At 38.6% G+C, this 19,702-nt stretch carries 17 protein-coding genes; 7 read left to right on the forward strand and 10 right to left on the reverse strand.

The features are described from left to right. Window positions 1-122: 122 nt before the first annotated feature. Window positions 123-1,469, reverse strand: coding sequence for an amidohydrolase family protein (locus tag CYTFE_RS0110370; RefSeq protein WP_027471729.1), 1,347 nt, complete (start codon window positions 1,467-1,469; stop codon window positions 123-125). A gap of 253 nt (window positions 1,470-1,722) precedes the next feature. Between CYTFE_RS0110370 and CYTFE_RS0110375 the strand changes: the two genes are divergently transcribed. Next, window positions 1,723-2,622 carry a DMT family transporter gene (locus tag CYTFE_RS0110375; protein WP_027471730.1) on the forward strand — a complete coding sequence of 300 codons (900 nt, stop codon included), beginning with the start codon at window positions 1,723-1,725 and terminating at the stop codon, window positions 2,620-2,622. Between the two features lie 42 nt (window positions 2,623-2,664). Next, window positions 2,665-3,216: a WcaF family extracellular polysaccharide biosynthesis acetyltransferase gene (locus CYTFE_RS0110380; protein ID WP_027471731.1), complete on the forward strand. Its 552-nt coding sequence runs from the start codon at window positions 2,665-2,667 to the stop codon at window positions 3,214-3,216. 25 nt (window positions 3,217-3,241) lie between these two features. On the opposite strand, the gene CYTFE_RS0110385 is transcribed toward CYTFE_RS0110380, so the two are convergent. After that, on the reverse strand, window positions 3,242-3,910 hold the full coding sequence (locus CYTFE_RS0110385; protein ID WP_027471732.1) for an ERCC4 domain-containing protein: 669 nt from the start codon (window positions 3,908-3,910) through the stop codon (window positions 3,242-3,244). A gap of 107 nt (window positions 3,911-4,017) precedes the next feature. On the opposite strand from CYTFE_RS0110385, the gene CYTFE_RS0110390 reads away from it, so the two are divergent. Beyond that, on the forward strand, window positions 4,018-4,974 hold the full coding sequence (locus CYTFE_RS0110390; protein ID WP_027471733.1) for a hypothetical protein: 957 nt from the start codon (window positions 4,018-4,020) through the stop codon (window positions 4,972-4,974). A gap of 7 nt (window positions 4,975-4,981) precedes the next feature. On the opposite strand, the gene CYTFE_RS0110395 is transcribed toward CYTFE_RS0110390, so the two are convergent. Continuing rightward, complete coding sequence (locus CYTFE_RS0110395) at window positions 4,982-5,617, reverse strand: response regulator (RefSeq protein ID WP_027471734.1); 636 nt, start codon at window positions 5,615-5,617, stop codon at window positions 4,982-4,984. Window positions 5,618-6,019: 402 nt separating this feature from the next. On the opposite strand from CYTFE_RS0110395, the gene CYTFE_RS0110400 reads away from it, so the two are divergent. Together CYTFE_RS0110400 and CYTFE_RS26090 are read left to right on the forward strand one after the other, a co-directional pair. Continuing rightward, on the forward strand, window positions 6,020-8,767 hold the full coding sequence (locus tag CYTFE_RS0110400) for a TonB-dependent receptor (protein WP_027471735.1): 2,748 nt from the start codon (window positions 6,020-6,022) through the stop codon (window positions 8,765-8,767). 119 nt (window positions 8,768-8,886) lie between these two features. Further along, a complete protein-coding gene (locus CYTFE_RS26090) occupies window positions 8,887-10,062 on the forward strand; it encodes a phytase (RefSeq protein WP_052343140.1) in 1,176 nt (391 codons plus the stop codon). A gap of 123 nt (window positions 10,063-10,185) precedes the next feature. Here CYTFE_RS26090 and CYTFE_RS0110410 read toward each other — a convergent pair whose 3' ends face one another. From CYTFE_RS0110410 to queC, 6 genes are all read right to left on the reverse strand, one after another. Then, window positions 10,186-10,767 (reverse strand): porin family protein, encoded by a 582-nt coding sequence (locus CYTFE_RS0110410; protein WP_044213855.1) that lies wholly within the window; start codon window positions 10,765-10,767, stop codon window positions 10,186-10,188. A 76-nt stretch (window positions 10,768-10,843) separates the two neighbouring features. Further along, window positions 10,844-12,100 (reverse strand): DEAD/DEAH box helicase, encoded by a 1,257-nt coding sequence (locus tag CYTFE_RS0110415; protein ID WP_027471737.1) that lies wholly within the window; start codon window positions 12,098-12,100, stop codon window positions 10,844-10,846. Between the two features lie 287 nt (window positions 12,101-12,387). Next, window positions 12,388-13,311 (reverse strand): 2-dehydropantoate 2-reductase, encoded by a 924-nt coding sequence (locus tag CYTFE_RS0110425; RefSeq protein ID WP_027471738.1) that lies wholly within the window; start codon window positions 13,309-13,311, stop codon window positions 12,388-12,390. A 28-nt stretch (window positions 13,312-13,339) separates the two neighbouring features. Beyond that, window positions 13,340-14,218 carry a 7-cyano-7-deazaguanine reductase gene (locus CYTFE_RS0110430; RefSeq protein ID WP_027471739.1) on the reverse strand — a complete coding sequence of 293 codons (879 nt, stop codon included), beginning with the start codon at window positions 14,216-14,218 and terminating at the stop codon, window positions 13,340-13,342. Window positions 14,219-14,371: 153 nt separating this feature from the next. Beyond that, window positions 14,372-15,283 carry a 7-carboxy-7-deazaguanine synthase QueE gene (locus CYTFE_RS0110435; protein WP_044262739.1) on the reverse strand — a complete coding sequence of 304 codons (912 nt, stop codon included), beginning with the start codon at window positions 15,281-15,283 and terminating at the stop codon, window positions 14,372-14,374. 29 nt (window positions 15,284-15,312) lie between these two features. After that, window positions 15,313-15,981 carry a 7-cyano-7-deazaguanine synthase QueC gene (queC, locus tag CYTFE_RS0110440; protein ID WP_044213854.1) on the reverse strand — a complete coding sequence of 223 codons (669 nt, stop codon included), beginning with the start codon at window positions 15,979-15,981 and terminating at the stop codon, window positions 15,313-15,315. Window positions 15,982-16,350: 369 nt separating this feature from the next. On the opposite strand from queC, the gene CYTFE_RS0110445 reads away from it, so the two are divergent. After that, window positions 16,351-17,400, forward strand: a complete 1,050-nt coding sequence (locus tag CYTFE_RS0110445; protein WP_044213853.1) for a DnaJ domain-containing protein — start codon at window positions 16,351-16,353, stop codon at window positions 17,398-17,400. 498 nt (window positions 17,401-17,898) lie between these two features. Continuing rightward, window positions 17,899-18,786 carry an alpha/beta hydrolase gene (locus CYTFE_RS0110450; RefSeq protein ID WP_027471743.1) on the forward strand — a complete coding sequence of 296 codons (888 nt, stop codon included), beginning with the start codon at window positions 17,899-17,901 and terminating at the stop codon, window positions 18,784-18,786. Window positions 18,787-18,880: 94 nt separating this feature from the next. On the opposite strand, the gene CYTFE_RS0110455 is transcribed toward CYTFE_RS0110450, so the two are convergent. After that, a complete protein-coding gene (locus CYTFE_RS0110455; RefSeq protein WP_027471744.1) occupies window positions 18,881-19,693 on the reverse strand; it encodes an SDR family oxidoreductase in 813 nt (270 codons plus the stop codon). Between the last annotated feature and the right edge of the window lie 9 nt (window positions 19,694-19,702).

Here is a 19,702-nt window from a genome sequence, read left to right on the forward strand (position 1 = left end):
ATGCAAAAAGTTGTTTTTGTGGTTAAAGTGGCGAGTTGAAGGGGATAGAGTATGAGGGGATAGAGTATGAGGGTATAGAGTATGAGGGCTTAGGGTGTGAGCTTTATTTTTCAATCTACATATCAATCAATCAAAGGTGCAGTTCTGAATACAAACGCACCATCGGAATGATTGGAGTAAAAGGATTCTCCATTATAGACCATCTTTCCTTTCACAAACACAAAATCGGGTCTTCCCTTCAGCTTATATTTCTTTTGAGAAGTAGCATAGGCATTGGACATTGAACAATATAAATTCCTGTCAAAGGTAGGATTCCATATAACAAAATCGGCATCCGCTCCCGGTTGCAGTATTCCCTTTTGTGGCCAAAGCCCCATTATTTTTGCAGGACGGGCAGAAACAATATCTACCAAATCCATTATATTTATATTTCCTTCGCTAACACCTACAGTATAAAGCATACTTAAAAAATTCCGCATGTAAAAGAATTTATCCGGCCTGTTATAGACCAGTACTTCCTCATGACTTTCGTCAATGGCCAGGTTAAACAACGGTGGATTCACCATAAATCGCTTCCCTCTGACCAAGGACCAGATCTCTTCTTCTTTAAGGGGATGCAGGCTGTTGGCTAAGGCTACCTTCGACAAGGAGTTCCCTCCTCCTTGTCCCGATCCAAGATCAGACAAATCAATGGAAAAAGGCATACTTAAACTCACAAAAAAATCACCTCCATGTTCCATCCCATCACTGATCATTTCCAACTCCTCCTTAAACTTCACATTCAAAAACATAAGAGGACATTTATATCTCAACCCCATCTCAACCAATACCGACAAGGCTTCAAAATGATGCTGCAGTGCAAGCGGATGACTCATCTTAACATCCTCTGCTCCGCTTTTTTCCACTTCGGGAATTATTAAATCGCAGATAATTAAAAGATGACTACTGGCGGCTCTTTTAACAATGGATTCTAGTATGTTAACATTCACTTTTTCCAACAACGATAGGGTAAGCAGAAAAGTAGAGATACCCTCATGAATATAACTATAATCAAAGGCGTTCGAAACATCACTTTTCAATTCAGAAAAAGTCAAGTGAAAGCTATAATCAATTAAATTGCTTTGGGCTCTCTGCTTTGCTTTATAAATATTATACAGGTAGTTTTTATCGTAAAAATCACCGATTGCATCAATCATAGAGGTAGTGCCATTGTATATCTCGGCTTGGTTTAGCCTCCTTAGTTCCTCCTGGGAAACCTCTCCTGAACTACGGGGCAGAAAATGTCGGTTAATATCCACAGCTCCGGGCATTACAAATTTTCCAGATGCATCAATTACCGGCGTTTCACTGGTCGGTCGTTCTATATGTTGCCCCATTTGAAGTATCTTATTTCCACCCACCAGAATATCCTCGGTAACAATAGCCGACTCCTTAACCACAAATCCGTTTTTAATCACTAGATAATTCATTACAACTGTTTGAATGATTTAAAATGATCCTCCACTGGTTGAACAAGCCAACATTAACACCCTCAACTTGGCTTTATCCTGTCTAAATATAAAAAGCTATTCAAAATCAATACCAGAAAATACCCCGAAACAAAGCACGTGTTCTCTTATCTAAATTTACGTTAAATATCTTCATTCTACAAAACAAAAAGTTAATATTTTAATCCTAATCCATACAAATCCCTACTTTTGTTCGTTTAAAAAACAATTTTATATGTGGTGGTTATTGGCAATAGTGTCTGCTCTTTTTTTAGGCATTTACGATGTGGTAAAAAAAGTATCCCTTAACAACAATGCTGTTCTTCCGGTTTTGCTATTTAGCTCATTGAGTGGCGCCATTTTGTTTGTTCCACTATGGCTTGCTTCGCAAAGCCATTTTATATCCAGCGATCACCTATTCTTCATCCCTTCGATTACGCTGAAAGAGCATGCCATGCTTTTGCTGAAATCAATGATAGTGGTCACATCCTGGATATTTTCCTTTTTTGCACTAAAACACTTGCCTCTGACAATTGTGTCACCTGTGCGGGCAACTGGACCTCTCTGGACTTTGATTGGCGCCATCATTATCTTTTCAGAGAGACTAACAACCTATCAGTGGATAGGAATCATAATTACCTTGGCTTTTTTCTATTTATTTTCCATTGCAGGAAAAACAGAAGGAATTTCTTTTAGACGAAACAAATGGATTTTATTTTTGATTTTGGGAACTTTATTTGGGGCTGTAAGCGGACTGTACGATAAGTTTCTCCTCCAACACATTAATAGAATGGCCGTTCAGTGTTACTTTACCTTTTATCAAGTTATCCTGTTCGTCCCTTTGGTTATGGTAATATGGTGGCCCACCAGAAAAAAAACATCTCCTTTCATTTGGCGATGGAGCATTCCTTTGATTGGCTTTTTCCTAATTGTCGCAGATTTCTTTTATTTTTATGCCTTACACATTCCTGAAAGCATGATTTCTATTGTATCTGCATTACGCAGAGCAAGTGTGATTGTAGCTTTTGCTTTTGGTGCATATTTGTTTAAAGAAAAAAACATAAAAACCAAGGCTCTATATCTACTGGGTATATTAGTGGGCATTGGTTTATTAATATTTGGAACAAGTCACTAGACTGAGCCATTAAATATTAAAACAAAAATAGCTTTTACCTCTATGAAACAAACAGATCTATCAACCTATAACAACAGCTGGTATCAGCCGGGTAGCGCAATAAAAAAACTACTTTGGTACTTTGTGAACGTATTATTTTTCATGAACCCACTAAACCCTTCTTCGTCTTTAAAGAGAATATTATTAAAAATATTTGGTGCGCAAGTAGGTGATGGTGTAGTTATTAAACCAGGTGTTAATATCAAATACCCGTGGAAATTGTCCATAGGAAACCATACTTGGATTGGCGAAAAAGTATGGATTGACAACCTGGACGAGGTAACCATTGGCAACCATTGTTGCCTTTCTCAAGGTGCTATGTTACTTTGCGGAAACCATAATTTCAAAAGTAAGGCTTTTGATTTAATGATAGGTAGTATTGTTTTGGAAGATGGAACATGGATTGGCGCCCGGGCAACGCTTACACCCAACACCATTTGTAAATCACACGCGGTACTTACTGTGCAATCGGTAGCCTCGGGAACTCTTGAAGCATACACGATTTATAAAGGTAATCCTGCCAAAAAAATAAAAGTCAGAGTCATAGAAGATTAACTGACAACCTAAAATAAATCCCTATTCATAGTCCTCTTGATGCAAGTTTTTTTGCGCTACCTTCCATAAACATTTTAATTTTCCGAATCCGTTCCTTTCCCATGCCGGGAACTGCCAGCAGGGACTTTTCATCCGCCTTCAATATTCCTTCAATAGTACCAAAGTGCTGTAACAGTTCTGCAGCTATCTTAGGCCCTACCATAGGCAATCCCTGCAAAAAATACTGTTGTCGTTTATATAAAGTCTTCGGTTTGTATCCACGCCTGTATAGTACTTGCTGCTGATTCTGGTTTTGCTGGGCGATCATCCATAACATTTGAACAGTATCTTCAACACTCGAAGTGTAATTAATAGGAATCTGCCAAGCCACAGAAACAGATAGCAGAGCTCCCCTTATGGCTTCTCGCGTAATCGCATGTCCTGTACAAAAAGGATTACCCTCAATAATTAAAGTGGGAATAAAAGCACTTTTTCTAAGATGATAACATTGTTTAAAGAGTCTGCCTTCTATCAGAGAAACCACAAAATCATCTTTGGTCTTGCGCTCTACTACCACCTGTTCGTTAATCACATAATCTCCTGTTTTCATCCTCTTCATTTCTATGAAACAATATTTTTCCTTCAAAATATCCGGAATCCCCGAAGGCACTTCGCGATAATCAACCGTAATACTGGGGTATATTTTTTTACACATCACTAACAATGAATATTTTACAACCCCATTATCAAAGTTAATATTTTATTATTATCTTATTATCGTCAATATCAAACAAAATTATTCATCCTTAAAAAAACGTCCATATGTTCAATAATCCAGCCATAGACATTGCCATCGGCCTAATATTTATATATGCCTTATACAGTCTTATAACTACCACATTCACCGAGCTCATTAATTCCTGGTTAAATCTGCGAGGTAAAGTCTTACGTACCGGAATAAAACGGATGTTGGACGACCAGGAGAACAAAACAGTAAACAGCGAAATACTTAGCCAAACATTTTTAGCCCGACCGGAATACAAATACTTAGGCAAAAAAAGCATGTTCACAGGAAAGAGCAAACTACCCTCCTACCTCAAACCTAAAACATTTGCCAAAACTTTATTAAGTATGCTCGACGAACTTTTTGACAGCAAAAAAAATATGTCAGTTATAAAAAACAAATTAAATTCAGATAGCCCAAGTCAGCAATATTTGATAAGACTAATTGAAGAAACCGAAAACAATAGAGAAGCATTTAAAACAGCCATTGAAGAATGGTATTGCGAAACCATGGAGCGCGTGTCAGGTTGGTACAAAAAGAAAGCTCAACTTGTTTCTTTTGTTATAGGACTGTTGATCGCCTTTTCATTGAACTTAAACACCATAGAGATAGCAAAACGACTGGGAAGAGATGAACAATCAGGTATTGCCCTGGTTCAGGCAGCCAGTAGCTATGTCGAAAGCTATAGATCACAGGACGCAATACCCACTGAAAGACTGGAAAAAATAGACGCATTAACCACTCATATCGACGATCTATTGAAGGATACAAAGACAGTGGTCTCCATATTAGATATTAAATATCCTGATACAGAAAAAGACAGTCCCAGTTGGTTCAATTATATTTTTGGATGCTTTCTCACAGCCATCGCATTATCGGTTGGATCTCCCTTTTGGTTTGATTTATTAAACAAACTGATTCAACTTAGGGGAGCAGGTGTACAGGAAAAAAACACTTTAAACCATCTTTCCCCTCCCAAAAAACAAACAACCTGACTTTTAGCTATAAAATAATTTGGTGACTCAAAGCATATTTGGTAAGCGCTACATTATTAGCCAGATTGAGTTTTTTTAGGATATTATTGCGATGATTACTAATGGTATTTTTACTTATTTGAAGTTTATGGGCAATATCTGTTTTCGTCATTCCATCTGCTAACATGCACATTACCTGATATTCTCTATCCGTAAGCCCCTCATGATCCACAACCCCATCTACACCCACAATAAAGCGGTTGGCAAAAAGAGATTCCTGCCTTGGGGTTAGATAACGCTTGTATTTCACCACGCTTTTAACGGCACGAATCAATTCATCAGGATTCTCTTCCTTATTAATATATGCCAAGGCACCACTTTTAAAGGAACGAACAGCCCACTTATCATCTGCGTTCATAGTAAAAACCACCACTGGAAGTTTAGGATAATCATCTCTTAACCTGGCTATCAAATCCAAGGAACTAATGCCAGGCATATTCATATCCACAATAGCAGCATCAAAAGTATTATTTTGAAGGATAGACAACAGCTTATCTCCACTGTCTGCTTCGGCTTTAACTGCAATACCAGTACAATCCTGAAAAATAAAATGCAAACCCGTCCTTACAACGGCATGGTCATCGGCAATAATTACAGATATCATAACAAGCCTAGTTTTATGAATGTACAAATGTATACCTGGGCACCTTAAAGAGAAAGTACGACATATTAAAATATCATTAATAATCTAGGTTACAATTAAGTTAACGTTACTTCTATCACCTCCATACACATGTCATTCTGGCACTACAAAACACATAACCACATCATTATCAATCCATAATCACGCCAAAGAAAGTCGTCATAGTAAAAAGTACTACGTCCGCATCAACAACACAACTATTGCCTAAGGATGCATTCCCCACTAAACTTGCAGCGAAAATTTGAAGACTTAGTGCGCATTCAAATAGATTAACAAATCATTGCCTGACCGAAGCAAATTATTACAAACAGGAAAATGCCTTGGCGACGAGTTCCATATGACCATTGAAAAATAAATTTAAACATGAAAAAACTTTTTTTATTTCTTACCTTACTAATGCTTTCTGTCTTCGGACTAAAAGCACAAACTGGCAACATAAGAGGTAGAGTACTGGATGCAAACAATCTATCTCTGCCCGGAGCCAGCATTTACACCGAAGACTTTAACATAGGGACCTTTACCGATGTAAACGGTCATTATATAATTAGTGGTATACAGGCCGGTGAATACCAATTAAAAGTGTCCTACATTGGCTTTCAGCCAATGGTATTAAAAGCGATTGTTAAATCAGGAAAAACAACAATTGTAGACTTCAAACTCGACCCCGGCATGGGACTTGACGAAATAACGATTACAGGCGGCTTACAAGGTCAGTCAAAAGCGCTAAACCAACAAAAAAGTAATGGCAACATCACCAATGTAATTGCAGCTGATCAAGTAGGTAAATTTCCGGATGCCAATATTGGCGATGCACTCAAACGCATTCCAGGCATCAATGTTCAATACGATCAGGGAGAGGCACGTTTTGGCAATATCCGTGGCACAGCACCTCAATACAACTCGGTTACCATCAATGGAGAGCGTATTCCTTCAGCAGAAGCCGAGATCCGCTCCATCCAACTAGATCTGGTTCCTTCTGATATGATTCAGACCATTGAAGTAAATAAAGCTGTTACCCCCAATATGGATGCCGATGCAATTGGTGCTTCAGTAAACCTGGTTACCCTCTCCGAACCTGCGGGCGAACGCATTTCCGGTTCAGTAGCAGCAGGCTATAACGGTCTGGCCAAACAGGCCAACTACACGGCCAACATCATATATGGCAACCGCTTCGTCAGAGATAAAATCGGCATGACAATAGGGGCCTCAATAAACAACAACAATCTGGGTTCTGACAACGTAGAAGCTGAATGGGACGGTGATGATAATAATTATTACTTAAAAGAACTACAAGTTCGACAATATTATTTACAACGACTGCGGCAAAGTTATTCCGGTTCATTTGATTTTAAACTAAACGAAAATCACAATCTTTATTTAAAAGGAATGTACAACAGAAGAAAAGACTGGGAAAACCGCTACCGTAATATCTTAGCTGCCGATGATGCACCAGCCCCAAACGGCATTTACCCCATTGATAAGGCAGAAAGAGAAACCAAAGCGGGTGGCAATAACAAGAATGCTCGCTTGGAAGACCAACAGATGATGCAATTCTCATTGAATGGAGAGCACTTAATGGGCAAAATAAAAGCCGACTGGGGACTGTCTTATTCCAAAGCATCAGAAGATAGACCATTGGAAAGATATATCAACTTTACGATGGAACAAAGTGATTTAAAAGGAGATGTTACTGACCCCAAAAAACCATTTATGACATTACTGGACGAATCACTACAAGACCTAAACAGTAGTTGGGAACTGGACGAATTAACGGAAGAAAATCAGAACACAGAAGATGTGGATATGGTAGCCAAATTAAACATAGAAATTCCGATGGCCAGCGGAGATTTTAAAAATGCTTTAAAATTAGGTGCCAAATACAAATCAAAAAACAAAGAGCGTGACAATAACTTCTTTGATATCCAAATAAAAGATGAAGACGCTTTTTTAGTCGATGCGCTAAGCAATACAAAAAATCAATCAAAAGACGATTTTATGCCGGGCGACAAATACAATGTAGGTACTTTTGTTACGAAAGAATATTTAGGAAGCATAGATTTTAATGATGCCGACATGTTTGAAAAAGAAGCCAATTACGCAGAATATGCCGGAAACTTTAATGCATCAGAGAACATCACTGCCGGATATATAATGCTAGATCAGAAACTAGGAAACAAATGGTCTGCTATTATTGGATTACGTCTTGAGCATACAACCACCGAAAACAAAGGCAAGAAATGGGATGATGATGCGGAAGTATTATCGGACACTCCTGAAGAAAAGAATGATTACACCAACCTGTTACCAAACCTGCACTTGAAATATAAATTAAACAAAAATAGTATATTACGATTCGCTTATACAAATACCATTGCTCGTCCTGATTATTTTAAACTAGTACCTTTTCAAGAAATAGAGGACGGAGACGAAATATCATTGGGCAACCCAGATCTGGAGCCAACCACATCGGCCAACTTTGACCTGATGGCAGAACATTATTTTAAATCCATTGGTATTGTCTCTGCTGGTTTCTTTTACAAGGACATACACGATTTTATTGTACATGAGCGTCATAACGATTATACCTATGAGGGTACCGAATGGCACAAATTTGAACGTCCCATCAACGGAGGTGATGTTTCCCTTTGGGGACTTGAATTCTCAGCTCAGCGGCAACTAGATTTCCTACCCGGCTTTTTGAAAAGATTAGGCTTGTATACCAACTATACCTATACCCATTCAGCTATCACTAATTTTAATATAGAAGATCGTGAAGACGAAAACCTTTCTATGCCAGGCTCACCTGAGCATACCTTAAATGCATCCATTTCCTATGAGACCAGTAAATTTACGGGCAGATTATCGTTTAACTATGCCAGCAGTTTCATGGATGAATTTGATGATGAAGCCTTTAAAGATATATATTATGATGAAGTAACCTATCTCGACTTAAATCTTAGCTATGCCTTTCATAAAAACTACATGGTGTATACCGACTTTAATAACTTACTCAATCAACCCCTCAGATACTTTCAAGGAAAAAGTAACAGAACATACCAAATGGAATATTACGGAACAACGGCAAAAATAGGCCTTAAATTAAATTTTTAACCCCGAGGATGTATTAGAATTTTCTAATACATTTTCCACACTTAAAAACACAAAATGAACCTCCACAAATAACAATCAGGGCAAGTCCCATATAAACATTAATAATAATACTTAAACACATGCAGTTCATCAATTTAACAACACTCTTTATTGCAGCCGCAAGCATCTTAAGCAGCTGTCAGCCAAAAGGCAACCAAAATAACAATTCTGAAGCCGAAAGGGACAATACGGCTATTCTGGAAAAAAACAAAGAAGCCAGAGACGATTCCTTGAAACTTACCGAAGCCTATGCCTTACAAGCACAGTTTTCAAATATCGTAAGTGCAGATTACGAAACCACTCCGGTAAAATCTAACCTGGGTGATGATGCAGCCGATGACCCTGCCATTTGGATAAACAAAATACATCCAGAAAAGAGCATGATCATTGGCACCAACAAAAAAGCAGGACTAAATGTATATGATTTACAGGGCAATGAACTTCAGTTTATACCCATTGGCAAAATGAACAACGCAGACGTAAGTTATAATTTTGCATACAAAGGTCAACAAGTAGATTTACTAGCAGGAAGTAACCGCACAAGCCAAAGTATTGATGTATTGTTGATTGATGGTGCAAACCAAAAAATAATAGAAAAACCATTGTGCTCTATACCTTCCTCAGTGGATGATGTCTATGGTCTGTGCATGTATTTCGATGCGGTAGCCAACAAACATTACGTTTTTGTAAATGGTAAAAATGGTAAAATTGAACAATGGCTATTAAAAAATGACAATGATTCAATAAAGGGTGAATTGGCCCGCTCCTTTTGGGTAAGCAGTCAACCCGAAGGTATGGTCGTTGATCATGTAACCAACACTTTATTTGTTGGTGTGGAAGAGGATGCCATATACAAGTTCAAAGCACAGGCACAAGCTGACACCTCCAGCATTAGGCTCACAGCCTCCTGTAATGCAAACAATGCTCATATCAGTTACGACATCGAAGGTTTGACTATCTATCGAATTTCTGACACAAAAGGATATCTGTTGGCTTCAATACAAGGAAATTTCTCATACGCTATTTTTGATCTAAGCGAAAAAAACAACTATATCACCAGCTTTATCATCAAAGATGGAGTGTTTGATGGTGTTGAAGAAACGGACGGAATAGATGCAAACGCCAGCCTTATGGGTCCGAAATTTCCCAAAGGCATGCTAGTTGTTCAGGATGGATTCAATAAAGATAAAAAGGAAAATCAAAATCAAAATTTTAAAATAATATCCTTTGAAAGGATACTGCAATTTTTACAATAACAAAACACTTCCTTATTTAACAAAAAAAGACGTGTGTTTTTTTATAAAACATCACGTCTTTTTTTTATCGATAAGTATCAATAGAAAAGGCTTATCCAGAAAAGAGACCTTACTACCAACGCTTTAAATTCCAAATAACCTATACCCAATGGTAAATGTAAGCACATCAGTTTTTTGGCCGAAATCTAATTTTGAAATATCTTTCATACCCCACTCATAACGCACATCGGCTGAGATTTTCCATACCTGAGCTCCAATACCTGCCTGAAATGTCCAGTTGGCATCTTTCATACTTTTTAAATCATCTTTTGATATAAATGAAGCAACAGGACCTGCTACTCCATATACACTAGCCACTTTTAAATCTATCAATTGAAGATTAGCCAACAAAGGCACATCCCACGATTTAATATCGCTATTTACGACAACCGACTCGCCACCTTCAGTAATTTGATATTGTGTTTGTTTTTTGGCATAATATAATTCAGGTTGAAACGATAGCTTTCCAATAAGCTTCAAGCGTCCATAAGCACCAAATAAAAAGCCCGATTTAGCTTCATTCTTGATTTCTGTTCCAGAAGGAATATTCGACAAATTAATATTTGTACTATTAAAACCCGCTTTTAGACCAAGGGCAATTCTATCCTGTGCTGACGTTGTACTTACCCATGCTATAATTGCAAATACCAATAGAATCTTCTTCATAATAAATAGTTTTTTTAAGTAAAAAAAATGCTGTATTTGTTATAAATGACAATTAAAAACAAATATACACTTATAATTATTTTGAATCCTGACTATTAGATCTTTTTTTAACAGGCACTCTTCGTTTACTATTTTTATTAGAAGTACTATTATTCCGGCGAAAAGTTTTTTTAGCAGGTTTTTTCTCTTCAACAGGAGCTTCTCCCGGTTCAAAACCCTCCATTATTTCCAGTGGGATGGTATGTCCCAATAACTTTTCTATTCCCTTCAGGTAATCCATCTCCTCATGACCTACCAAAGAAATAGCTTCTCCGTTAGCGCCTGCCCTTCCTGTACGACCTATGCGATGAACATAATCTTCCGGCACATTGGGTAATTCAAAATTCACCACATGCGGCAACAATGGAATATCCAAACCACGCGCTGCAACATCGGTAGCTACCAATGCCTTTATGGTTCCTTTTTTAAAGGAATCCAATGCTTTTACACGGGCATTCTGACTTTTATCACCATGAATTTCGGCAGACAAGACACCTCTTTTATTCAATTTCTTACCTAAACGATTAGCACCACTCTTGGTACGGGTAAAGATAAGAACCTGTTGCCAATCCCCCTCATGAATCAGACGAACCAACACCGCTGTTTTATCAACTTTAGCCACATGATAAGCCTTTTGAATAATTTTATCAGCCGTTGCATTTTCAGGAGCCGCATGAACAGTAACCGGACGACTAAGAAAGCGGTCTGCCAGTTTTTTTATTTCTTTGGAAAAGGTAGCCGAGAAAAGCAAATTTTGTCTTTTGTCGGGCATCAGTTTAAGTATACGATTAACATCCCTGGCAAACCCCATGTCCAACATCCTATCGGCCTCATCCAACACAAAAATCTCCACTTTAGAAAGCGAAACAACATTCTGTGATTCCAGATCCAATAATCTACCCGGTGTAGCTACTAATATATCAACACCATTTCTCAACTTAGCTATTTGCGGCTTAATGTTAACACCACCAAACACCACAGCCGATCTTAAATTTAAAAACTCACTGTACTCCTTTACGTTCTCAAATACTTGGGCAGCCAATTCTCGTGTTGGTGTCAGAACCAGTGCTCGCACTGGTCTACGTCTCAACGGAGGCTCTTGTGATAAGATTTGCAACATAGGCAAAGTAAAACCAGCCGTTTTACCTGTTCCCGTTTGCGCTGAGGCCAACACATCTCTCCCTTCCAAAACGGGTGGTATGGCTTTTTCCTGAATAACTGAAGGTTCTGTATATTTTTTCTTTTCAACTGCCTTTAACAAAGCAGATGTTAATCCTAATTCTTTAAATGTCATATGTTTAATTTTGTATACGCTAGTTATCTAGCTATATTTTTGTCTTTAAAAAGAAGGCGACAAAGACAAGGTTTTCGATTATTTGAAACAGATGAGATGAATCTTACAGATGCATGTTTCAAAAATGAGAATAACGCAGTATTTGGTAATTTCTTGCAAAGACCATTTTAAAAGACCTAACTTAAAAGAAGTTTATCCATATAAAATGCGCTCAAAGATACGCTAACATTTTAATTATTGGCACATCCTGTTGAAAAAACTTGACTTTTAAAGAATTTGAGACTTTTTTATTGCCTCCTTGCTTCCCGTTCTTGCGGTAATAAAGTATGGTAAATAAAATAATTAATGGGCACTTTTATTCCATGTTTCTGAGCCAATGCCACCACACTTCCATTTTGATAGCTTAGTTCCGAAGGTCGTCCAGCCCATATATCTCTTGCCATCGATGAGTTGGCAGAAGGCGCAAAAGACATGGTAGTTTTTAAGGTCTTATCTTTTATTTCTTCTGGCAGCTCGACACCCTCTGCAAGGGCCACCTGATACATCTCATCCAGCATCTGCCGCATCATCTCTTTTAGCTCTGTTGTTTCACACAATACACCATAATTAGCCCGGGTTAAAGCGCCCAATCCTCCCAAACATATCAGCAAAAACTTTTTCCAGGTATCACCTTGGATATAGCTAGAAAGCCGATGCTTAATGCCGGCTTGCTGGAACACCTCGCTTATGTGACTTGCGCGCTGAGATATACGATGATCCAACTCTCCAAATATAATATGAGGTTCAGCGCTCATATGCTCAATTACACCTGGCTCTTTTATTTTACTAAATATATTGCACAGTCCACCCATCACATGATGCATAGACAGCTCTTCTGTCAGCTCCTGAGCTGCCATCACTCCATTTTGAAGCGGAATCACGAGGGTATTTTCTGCGATTATTTCTTTCAAGGAGCGAGCCACTTCTTTTACCTGCCAGGCTTTAGTACCTATCAAAACCAGATCCGGCGAATGTAATTTTAAGGGTGAATCAACCACTTGCGCCTTGGTGAGTAAGTAATCTCCCTTGGGGCTCAACAACTGTAAACCATTTTCAACGATGGCGTTCCCATGCGCTCCCCGAGCCACAAAAGTGACATTATTCCCGGCCTGAGCCAATCGGGCTCCAAAGTATCCTCCTACACCGCCAGTTCCTACAATTGCAATATTCATGACTATATTTTTTTAGGTTGATGCGTATTCACTGTCTAAAAGCAGGCGAAGTGAATATTTTTGACTGGATGATATTACGAGGCAGGTACTCTTTTTTATTGGCCCTCACCGGACAAATATCAATACCTCCACGGCGCGTGTACAAACATGCCACCATTAAAATTTCCGGATCAAATTTATCTACCAATCTTTTGTAGAGCATTTCACATATTTCTTCGTGAAAATGATTCTCATCCCTTATGGAAACCAAATACCGCAACAAAGATATCCTATCTATCTCATATTTTGTTTTCAGATGAATAAAGGCACTTCCCCAATCGGGCTGGTGCGTTATCTTACAGTTACTGCGCAAAAGATGAGTTGACACTTTTAACTCACATGATTGTTGGGTAGGTACAGCCTCCAAGAGTCTTTCATCTTCCTTAAATTTTTCAAATAAAGCACTATCTGCCTCTGGCATTTCCTCCAATAAGCCAAATCCATCAAAATCATATATTCCGCTATTATGCGCATTATGAAATGAAACTTCAACTGTGGTTTTTAATAGCTCTGACAAGTCTCTCCGAATTGTTTTCAACACCTGAGCAATGCCCGCTTCCCTATTTTCGCCATACCTTCCCATATTAAAAGAATTAAGGTATAGTTTCAAGGATTTACTTTCAACCAACGATTCATTATCGCAAGCATAAACCAACTTAAGAACGCCCACCACAGGTAAGCCCTTTTCTGTCAAGAAACCTAATTCATAGGCATGCCACGCGTCCACTCCAACAAACGGAAGCTCACAGGCATTCATTCCATACTGTTCTCTATTTAAGCTACGAGGAACCGCCACCAGTATTTCGGGTGCATAATTGCGCGGGTGACTCATCTGTTTCCCCAATACTTTTCCTTCAATTGGATTCATGATCTTATGTTGAAGTGATACATTCGTCAAATTATAAATACCAATAATAGTCAAAAACTTCGTCTGCCATTATATTATATTTTTATGACATTGTCAACGGTATAATACATAGAATTAATTACATTCCAAATAACCAACTGCATTATTGCACAACTATACGCCCTGCTTACTTCCAAAAATATCAATATGAATCCTGGGGGTATATTTCCACCCATTCAATATACATTGTTGAAGAACGATGGGGTTAGATTGAGCAATCTGTGCTGGCTCTGCCCCCAGTGGCATCAACATAATATCTTCCTGGCTATAGCCCAGCAATAAATCCAGGTAGTCCTTTTTAATCTCATCCGCATCGCTGGCTTTACCCACTACAAATTTCAATTGCACATCCTTAGAAGTTACATTGGCGAAGTATATATAGCTTTGTAATACTTTTAAGTTACGACGCACCTCATGATGATATTTGGAGGCTCCCGTTTCATCCTCCCGATAGAATTGCAGTTTCTCCTTTGAGGGAACAGAATTACTAAGCTTGGGCGAGATACTAAACAAGTCGATATATTGAGCCACCTCTTTATCAAAGATAGTTCCATTTGTCTCTAAGGTGATATGCAGGTGCAGTTTTTCTTTGATCATCTTACAGAGTGCCGCCACCCCCTTCTTTTGCAGCAAAGGCTCTCCTCCTGAAATCACCACATGCTTTATCTGCCCCATATTATTTTTCAGGGTATTCACCACCTCCTCTACACTCCAAGTCTTTTTATCCTCGGGATGAAATGAAGCATAGGATGTATCACATTTACAAAGGCTACCGTCCTCCATCTGCCATATACAACGTAAATTACAGCTTGCCAGTCGTATAAACAGCGAGGGAGTACCAGCCAGTTTTCCTTCCCCTTGTATGGTACCTGATATGGCCAAACCCGTATTAGGAACACAATCAACAGCCTTCATATCAGCATCTCTGGTAATTGGAAATACCCCTTCACCCACCAAAACCAATTGGGCACTGTGTATATTGTTGGATACTACTTCTTCTTTCTCAATTTTCTCCTCTACTATCATCTTTTCATTTTTCTTTAGGCTCTTAGCAACTATTTCAACGCGGCATCTTCAAAGCCGGCCTCTTCAAATGCTTTGGCTCGAAGCAGACAGCTATCACAAGTACCACAAGGTTTCTCACCTCCTCTATAGCACGACCAGGTAAGACCAAAATCCACACCTAGCTCCATGCCTAACTTTATTTCTTGTGCTTTGGTTTTATTAACAAAAGGAGCATGAATCTTAATCGGCTTTCCCCCTTCGGCTCCCATCACAGTACCTTGGTTAATGGCCTTTTCCATGGCATCAATAAATGTCTGACGACAATCAACATACCCCGAATAATCTACCTGACTGACACCTATAAAAATATTTTGTGCTTCAATACTCTCTGCATAAGATGCCGCTATCGAAAGAAACACCATGTTTCGTGCCGGAACATAAGTAACCGGGATATCGGTTCGTGTCACATCCCCATCTTCCACCTCCATACTTTTATCGGTCAACGAAGAGCCTCCAAAATCACCCAAATTCAGGGTGACAATTTTATGGGCTGTCACACCGGCTTTCCGGGCAATGGCTTTTGCATGATTTAGCTCCGTTTGGTGACGTTGTCCATAGTCAAAAGACAAGGCATGCACCTCATCATAGGCTTTGCTCTTAGCCAAATACAAAGCCACTGCGGAATCCAATCCTCCAGATAATAATACAACTGCTTTCATTCTTTCTATACATTAGGCTATCGGCTATCTGCCTCCAGCTATTTGATCATCTTCTCTCACAATAGCCTAGTTTCCTCCCGGGTGCTGACAGTTTTAGAATCTTTCATTACAAAACCCACAACACCAGAAGCAAACAGCTAAAAACCAACAGTCTATAAAACGTGTTATAACCACAAATCAACCAAAAGCATAGACGCACAGACACTGTGCCAAAGAAAAGTCTCTTAAGTCTACCCTGGTTTTATTTATAGACAGGATGGCGTAATCGAACTGTCTTAAAAATTCACTACAAAGGTATATAAAAACTTAATGGCTTCCAATGCAGTATAATTTAAAATCATTTCTGTAGTTTAGTCTGCTGATAAAATATTGCAGAACAAATTACAAAACCTAACTGTGAACAACTATTACCACATATTAGGCATAACCTCCAATGCCACAGTACAACAAATAAAAAAAGCTTACCGAGCAAAAGCCAAACAATATCATCCGGATATCAACAAGGCCAAAGATGCCAACGAGCAATTCATTTTACTAAATGAAGCATACGAGTATTTACTCAACACAACAGGCAATAGCACCAACCGCATAAAAAGAGCCCAAGAAAAGGCTGAAAAACAAGCCAAGTATCAACAACAATGGGAGCAACAGGAAAGACAAAAAGCCAGAGAAAGAGCGCAAGAACATGCCCGCATGAAATACGAAGCTTTCCTTAAATCGGACGTATATAAAGCAACCGAAGCTATTAATGTGATATTTGACATATTACTTACTGGCGTTATTCTGCTGTTAATAGTGGTACTCCCCATCCTGACCATCCGAGAACATGGATCCAAAGCCATCCTCTTTTGGATCTTTATTCTATTACCCTCATCTCCCTTGTGGTTTCGTTTTATCGTACGACTAATCAACAGCCTGAACACAAAACACATATCCTTCAAACACAAACCCAGTATTCGTTCCAGGGTTCGCAATATTTTCCTGGGTTTTGTTGGCAATATTGTCATCTTTATTTTCATCGTTTTAAACACCCTCATACAAGCCCATACAATTTTGAGCCTTTACGGAACCGTCATTATTTTAAGCCTGGTCATATCTCTATTCATAAAAAACAGCTATTATAAATACCTAATTTATTTCGACTTAAGCCCCGGAATGATCAGTCTTTTCTTTCTTCTTAATTTTCTTTTCTCCTCCAACCCCCAATCAGAAACGTACCCATACACCCTACCCTATCAATCATCACCCCTATACACTACCATAAAACTTGAAGGCAATGCACATAGGGAGTATGCTAACATCCGTTTATTTTTAAGTAATAACAAGGTAAAGGGTAACAACCTTATCACTTACCATTTTGAAGAGGGGCTGTTTGGAATAAAGATTGTCAAATCGATAGAAACACATCTGGTTTATTAAGCACCTCGCATCTCATTCAAACCAAATGATACCGTACACTTCGTCATAAGAATTAAATAGGCATAACACCTCTATAAAAAACAAGAACAAAACCACACACCAGCAGACAACAAAATTCAGTAAGTTCCTTACGGCCATTGAAAGAATTTTATAATCATATAAAACAAGTTAACTGGCGACTTAAGGGGCAGGAATTTTAATGCATAATAGATTTTCTAATGGCTTTTCTGACTTAAAGCACATTCATTTTTACGCCCTTAAACAATTTTTAAGTAAGATAACACGTTTAATTGTAACCATAAAGACGGCTTAGATGTATAAACAATGCATTTAACTCAATCATATATCAACAGAAGTCACAGGCTTTATTTTGAATTACAAGTCATTCAGAATACACCTATTTGTCATCAAATGATGACCCCTAAACGAATCAAGAGATAATATGTATAATAAGTAAGATGCTTAAATCATTTGTTATAACAAAACACACAAATTACAATGAAGTACTTTACTCTATTAATGATAACAATCTGCTTTACTGCCTGCATCTACCCAGATGGAGAAAATTCAAAAATAGTTCACCTTACTTCATTTTCATCCAAATATGTACCAGCCAGAGATATTGACATCTGGATTCCGGAAAATTATACTCCCAATAAAAAGTATGATGTTTTATATATGCACGACGGACAAATGCTTTTTGACAGTGCCTCCACATGGAACAAACAGGCATGGATAGTTGACAATACCATGAGTAAACTGACAAAGGAAAACAAAATACGTCCAACCATCGTTGTTGCCATATGGAATATAACGGAACTTAGAACCATCGAGTATTTCCCGAACAAGCCATACCTTCTGTTATCAGACAGTATTAAAAACCATTTATTACCAACATCTCCAGAATCAGACCATTACTTAAAGTTTATCACACAAGAATTAAAACCATATATAGACGAAACATACAGCACCTACGGTGATATGCAGCACACTTTTATTGCAGGATCCAGTATGGGTGCATTAATCTCATTATATGCCCTTTGTGAGTATCCCGAAATATTCGGTGGTACCGCTTGCCTATCCACACACTGGCCGGGAATCAACAAACACAACATAGAGATACCTTCGGCCTTAAAAAATTATTTAGAAGATAATCTTCCCTCGTCCAACAACCATAAAATATACTTCGATTACGGATCAGAAACCTTAGATAGCCTATATAAACCCTACCAGATGATGGTTGACACCGTTCTATTAAGAAAAGGGTACTCCGAACAAGATTGGATCAGTAAAGAGTATATGGGTCATGCCCATGATGAAAGAAGCTGGGCCAAACGATTCCATTTTGCATTGGAGTTTTTACTCAAAAAAGAACACGCTCATTAACCCCATTCAATGCATTTTTCTTTTCACCTACAGGCGAAAACACCATCGAACCAGGTCTCAAAGAAGTAACACATCCTACGAAGCCATACCGCCACTAGTCATTCAGCGGCGAATCGGGTTCTTTAGCCATATGCTGATAGGTCAATTTTTCAAGGGTTCGAGGCATCCATTTCTTTAACCAAACCGTTAATTTCCCCTCTACAAAAGTTAAAACAAGGGTTGGCTTACGTTTTTTGATAGCATTGGCTACACGTCTGGCCACCTCCTCAGGAGACATCATTTTGTCCTCTTTTCTTGGTGTTTCTCCCTGTTGTGAGCCATCGTTGGTTAGAGCGGTTTTTCGTATATTAGAAGCAGTAAAGCCTGGAGCTGCAATCAATACGTGCAGGCCATTCTTCAAATTCTCAACCCGTAAAGTCTCTAAAAAACCGTGCATAGCAAATTTACTAGCCGAATAACCCGTACGGGCAGGCAAACCAATAAAACCGGCAATTGAAGAAATACCTATCACCGAACCTTTTGTTTCCAGCAAATAAGGAAGCGCGTATTTGGTACAATAAACGGTACCCCAAAAATTCACATCCATTAATTGCTTCAGCACCGAGAGCTCCACATCTCTAAAAAGTGCACGCATTGACAAGCCCGCGTTATTGATCAATATATCAATTCGTCCAAAACGAGCCACTGTTTCTTTTACCAGATTCTCACAATCTTCTTCTTTACTTACATCAGTTCTTACACTGATTACCTCTGTGCCTGTCGATCTAAGATTCTCTTCCACATCTTTCAACTTATCCGCTGACCTGGCAGCAAGCACCACTTTAAATCCACGGGAAGAAAATTCTTTGGCCAAAGCCAAGCCTATTCCGGATGAGGCGCCGGTAATAACGACAACTTTATTATGCATGGTAAATTA

This window comes from Saccharicrinis fermentans DSM 9555 = JCM 21142 (assembly GCF_000517085.1).
GTDB classification, from domain to species: Bacteria; Bacteroidota; Bacteroidia; order Bacteroidales; family Marinilabiliaceae; genus Saccharicrinis; species Saccharicrinis fermentans.

Coding starts and splice junctions, on each gene's coding strand:
- CYTFE_RS0110370 (WP_027471729.1), bottom strand. CDS start 1,469: ATGAATTATCTAGTGATTAAAAACGGATTTGTGGTTAAGGAGTCGGCT.
- CYTFE_RS0110375 (WP_027471730.1), top strand. CDS start 1,723: ATGTGGTGGTTATTGGCAATAGTGTCTGCTCTTTTTTTAGGCATTTAC.
- CYTFE_RS0110380 (WP_027471731.1), top strand. CDS start 2,665: ATGAAACAAACAGATCTATCAACCTATAACAACAGCTGGTATCAGCCG.
- CYTFE_RS0110385 (WP_027471732.1), bottom strand. CDS start 3,910: ATGTGTAAAAAAATATACCCCAGTATTACGGTTGATTATCGCGAAGTG.
- CYTFE_RS0110390 (WP_027471733.1), top strand. CDS start 4,018: ATGTTCAATAATCCAGCCATAGACATTGCCATCGGCCTAATATTTATA.
- CYTFE_RS0110395 (WP_027471734.1), bottom strand. CDS start 5,617: ATGATATCTGTAATTATTGCCGATGACCATGCCGTTGTAAGGACGGGT.
- CYTFE_RS0110400 (WP_027471735.1), top strand. CDS start 6,020: ATGAAAAAACTTTTTTTATTTCTTACCTTACTAATGCTTTCTGTCTTC.
- CYTFE_RS26090 (WP_052343140.1), top strand. CDS start 8,887: ATGCAGTTCATCAATTTAACAACACTCTTTATTGCAGCCGCAAGCATC.
- CYTFE_RS0110410 (WP_044213855.1), bottom strand. CDS start 10,767: ATGAAGAAGATTCTATTGGTATTTGCAATTATAGCATGGGTAAGTACA.
- CYTFE_RS0110415 (WP_027471737.1), bottom strand. CDS start 12,100: ATGACATTTAAAGAATTAGGATTAACATCTGCTTTGTTAAAGGCAGTT.
- CYTFE_RS0110425 (WP_027471738.1), bottom strand. CDS start 13,311: ATGAATATTGCAATTGTAGGAACTGGCGGTGTAGGAGGATACTTTGGA.
- CYTFE_RS0110430 (WP_027471739.1), bottom strand. CDS start 14,218: ATGAATCCAATTGAAGGAAAAGTATTGGGGAAACAGATGAGTCACCCG.
- CYTFE_RS0110435 (WP_044262739.1), bottom strand. CDS start 15,283: ATGATAGTAGAGGAGAAAATTGAGAAAGAAGAAGTAGTATCCAACAAT.
- queC (WP_044213854.1), bottom strand. CDS start 15,981: ATGAAAGCAGTTGTATTATTATCTGGAGGATTGGATTCCGCAGTGGCT.
- CYTFE_RS0110450 (WP_027471743.1), top strand. CDS start 17,899: ATGAAGTACTTTACTCTATTAATGATAACAATCTGCTTTACTGCCTGC.
- CYTFE_RS0110455 (WP_027471744.1), bottom strand. CDS start 19,693: ATGCATAATAAAGTTGTCGTTATTACCGGCGCCTCATCCGGAATAGGC.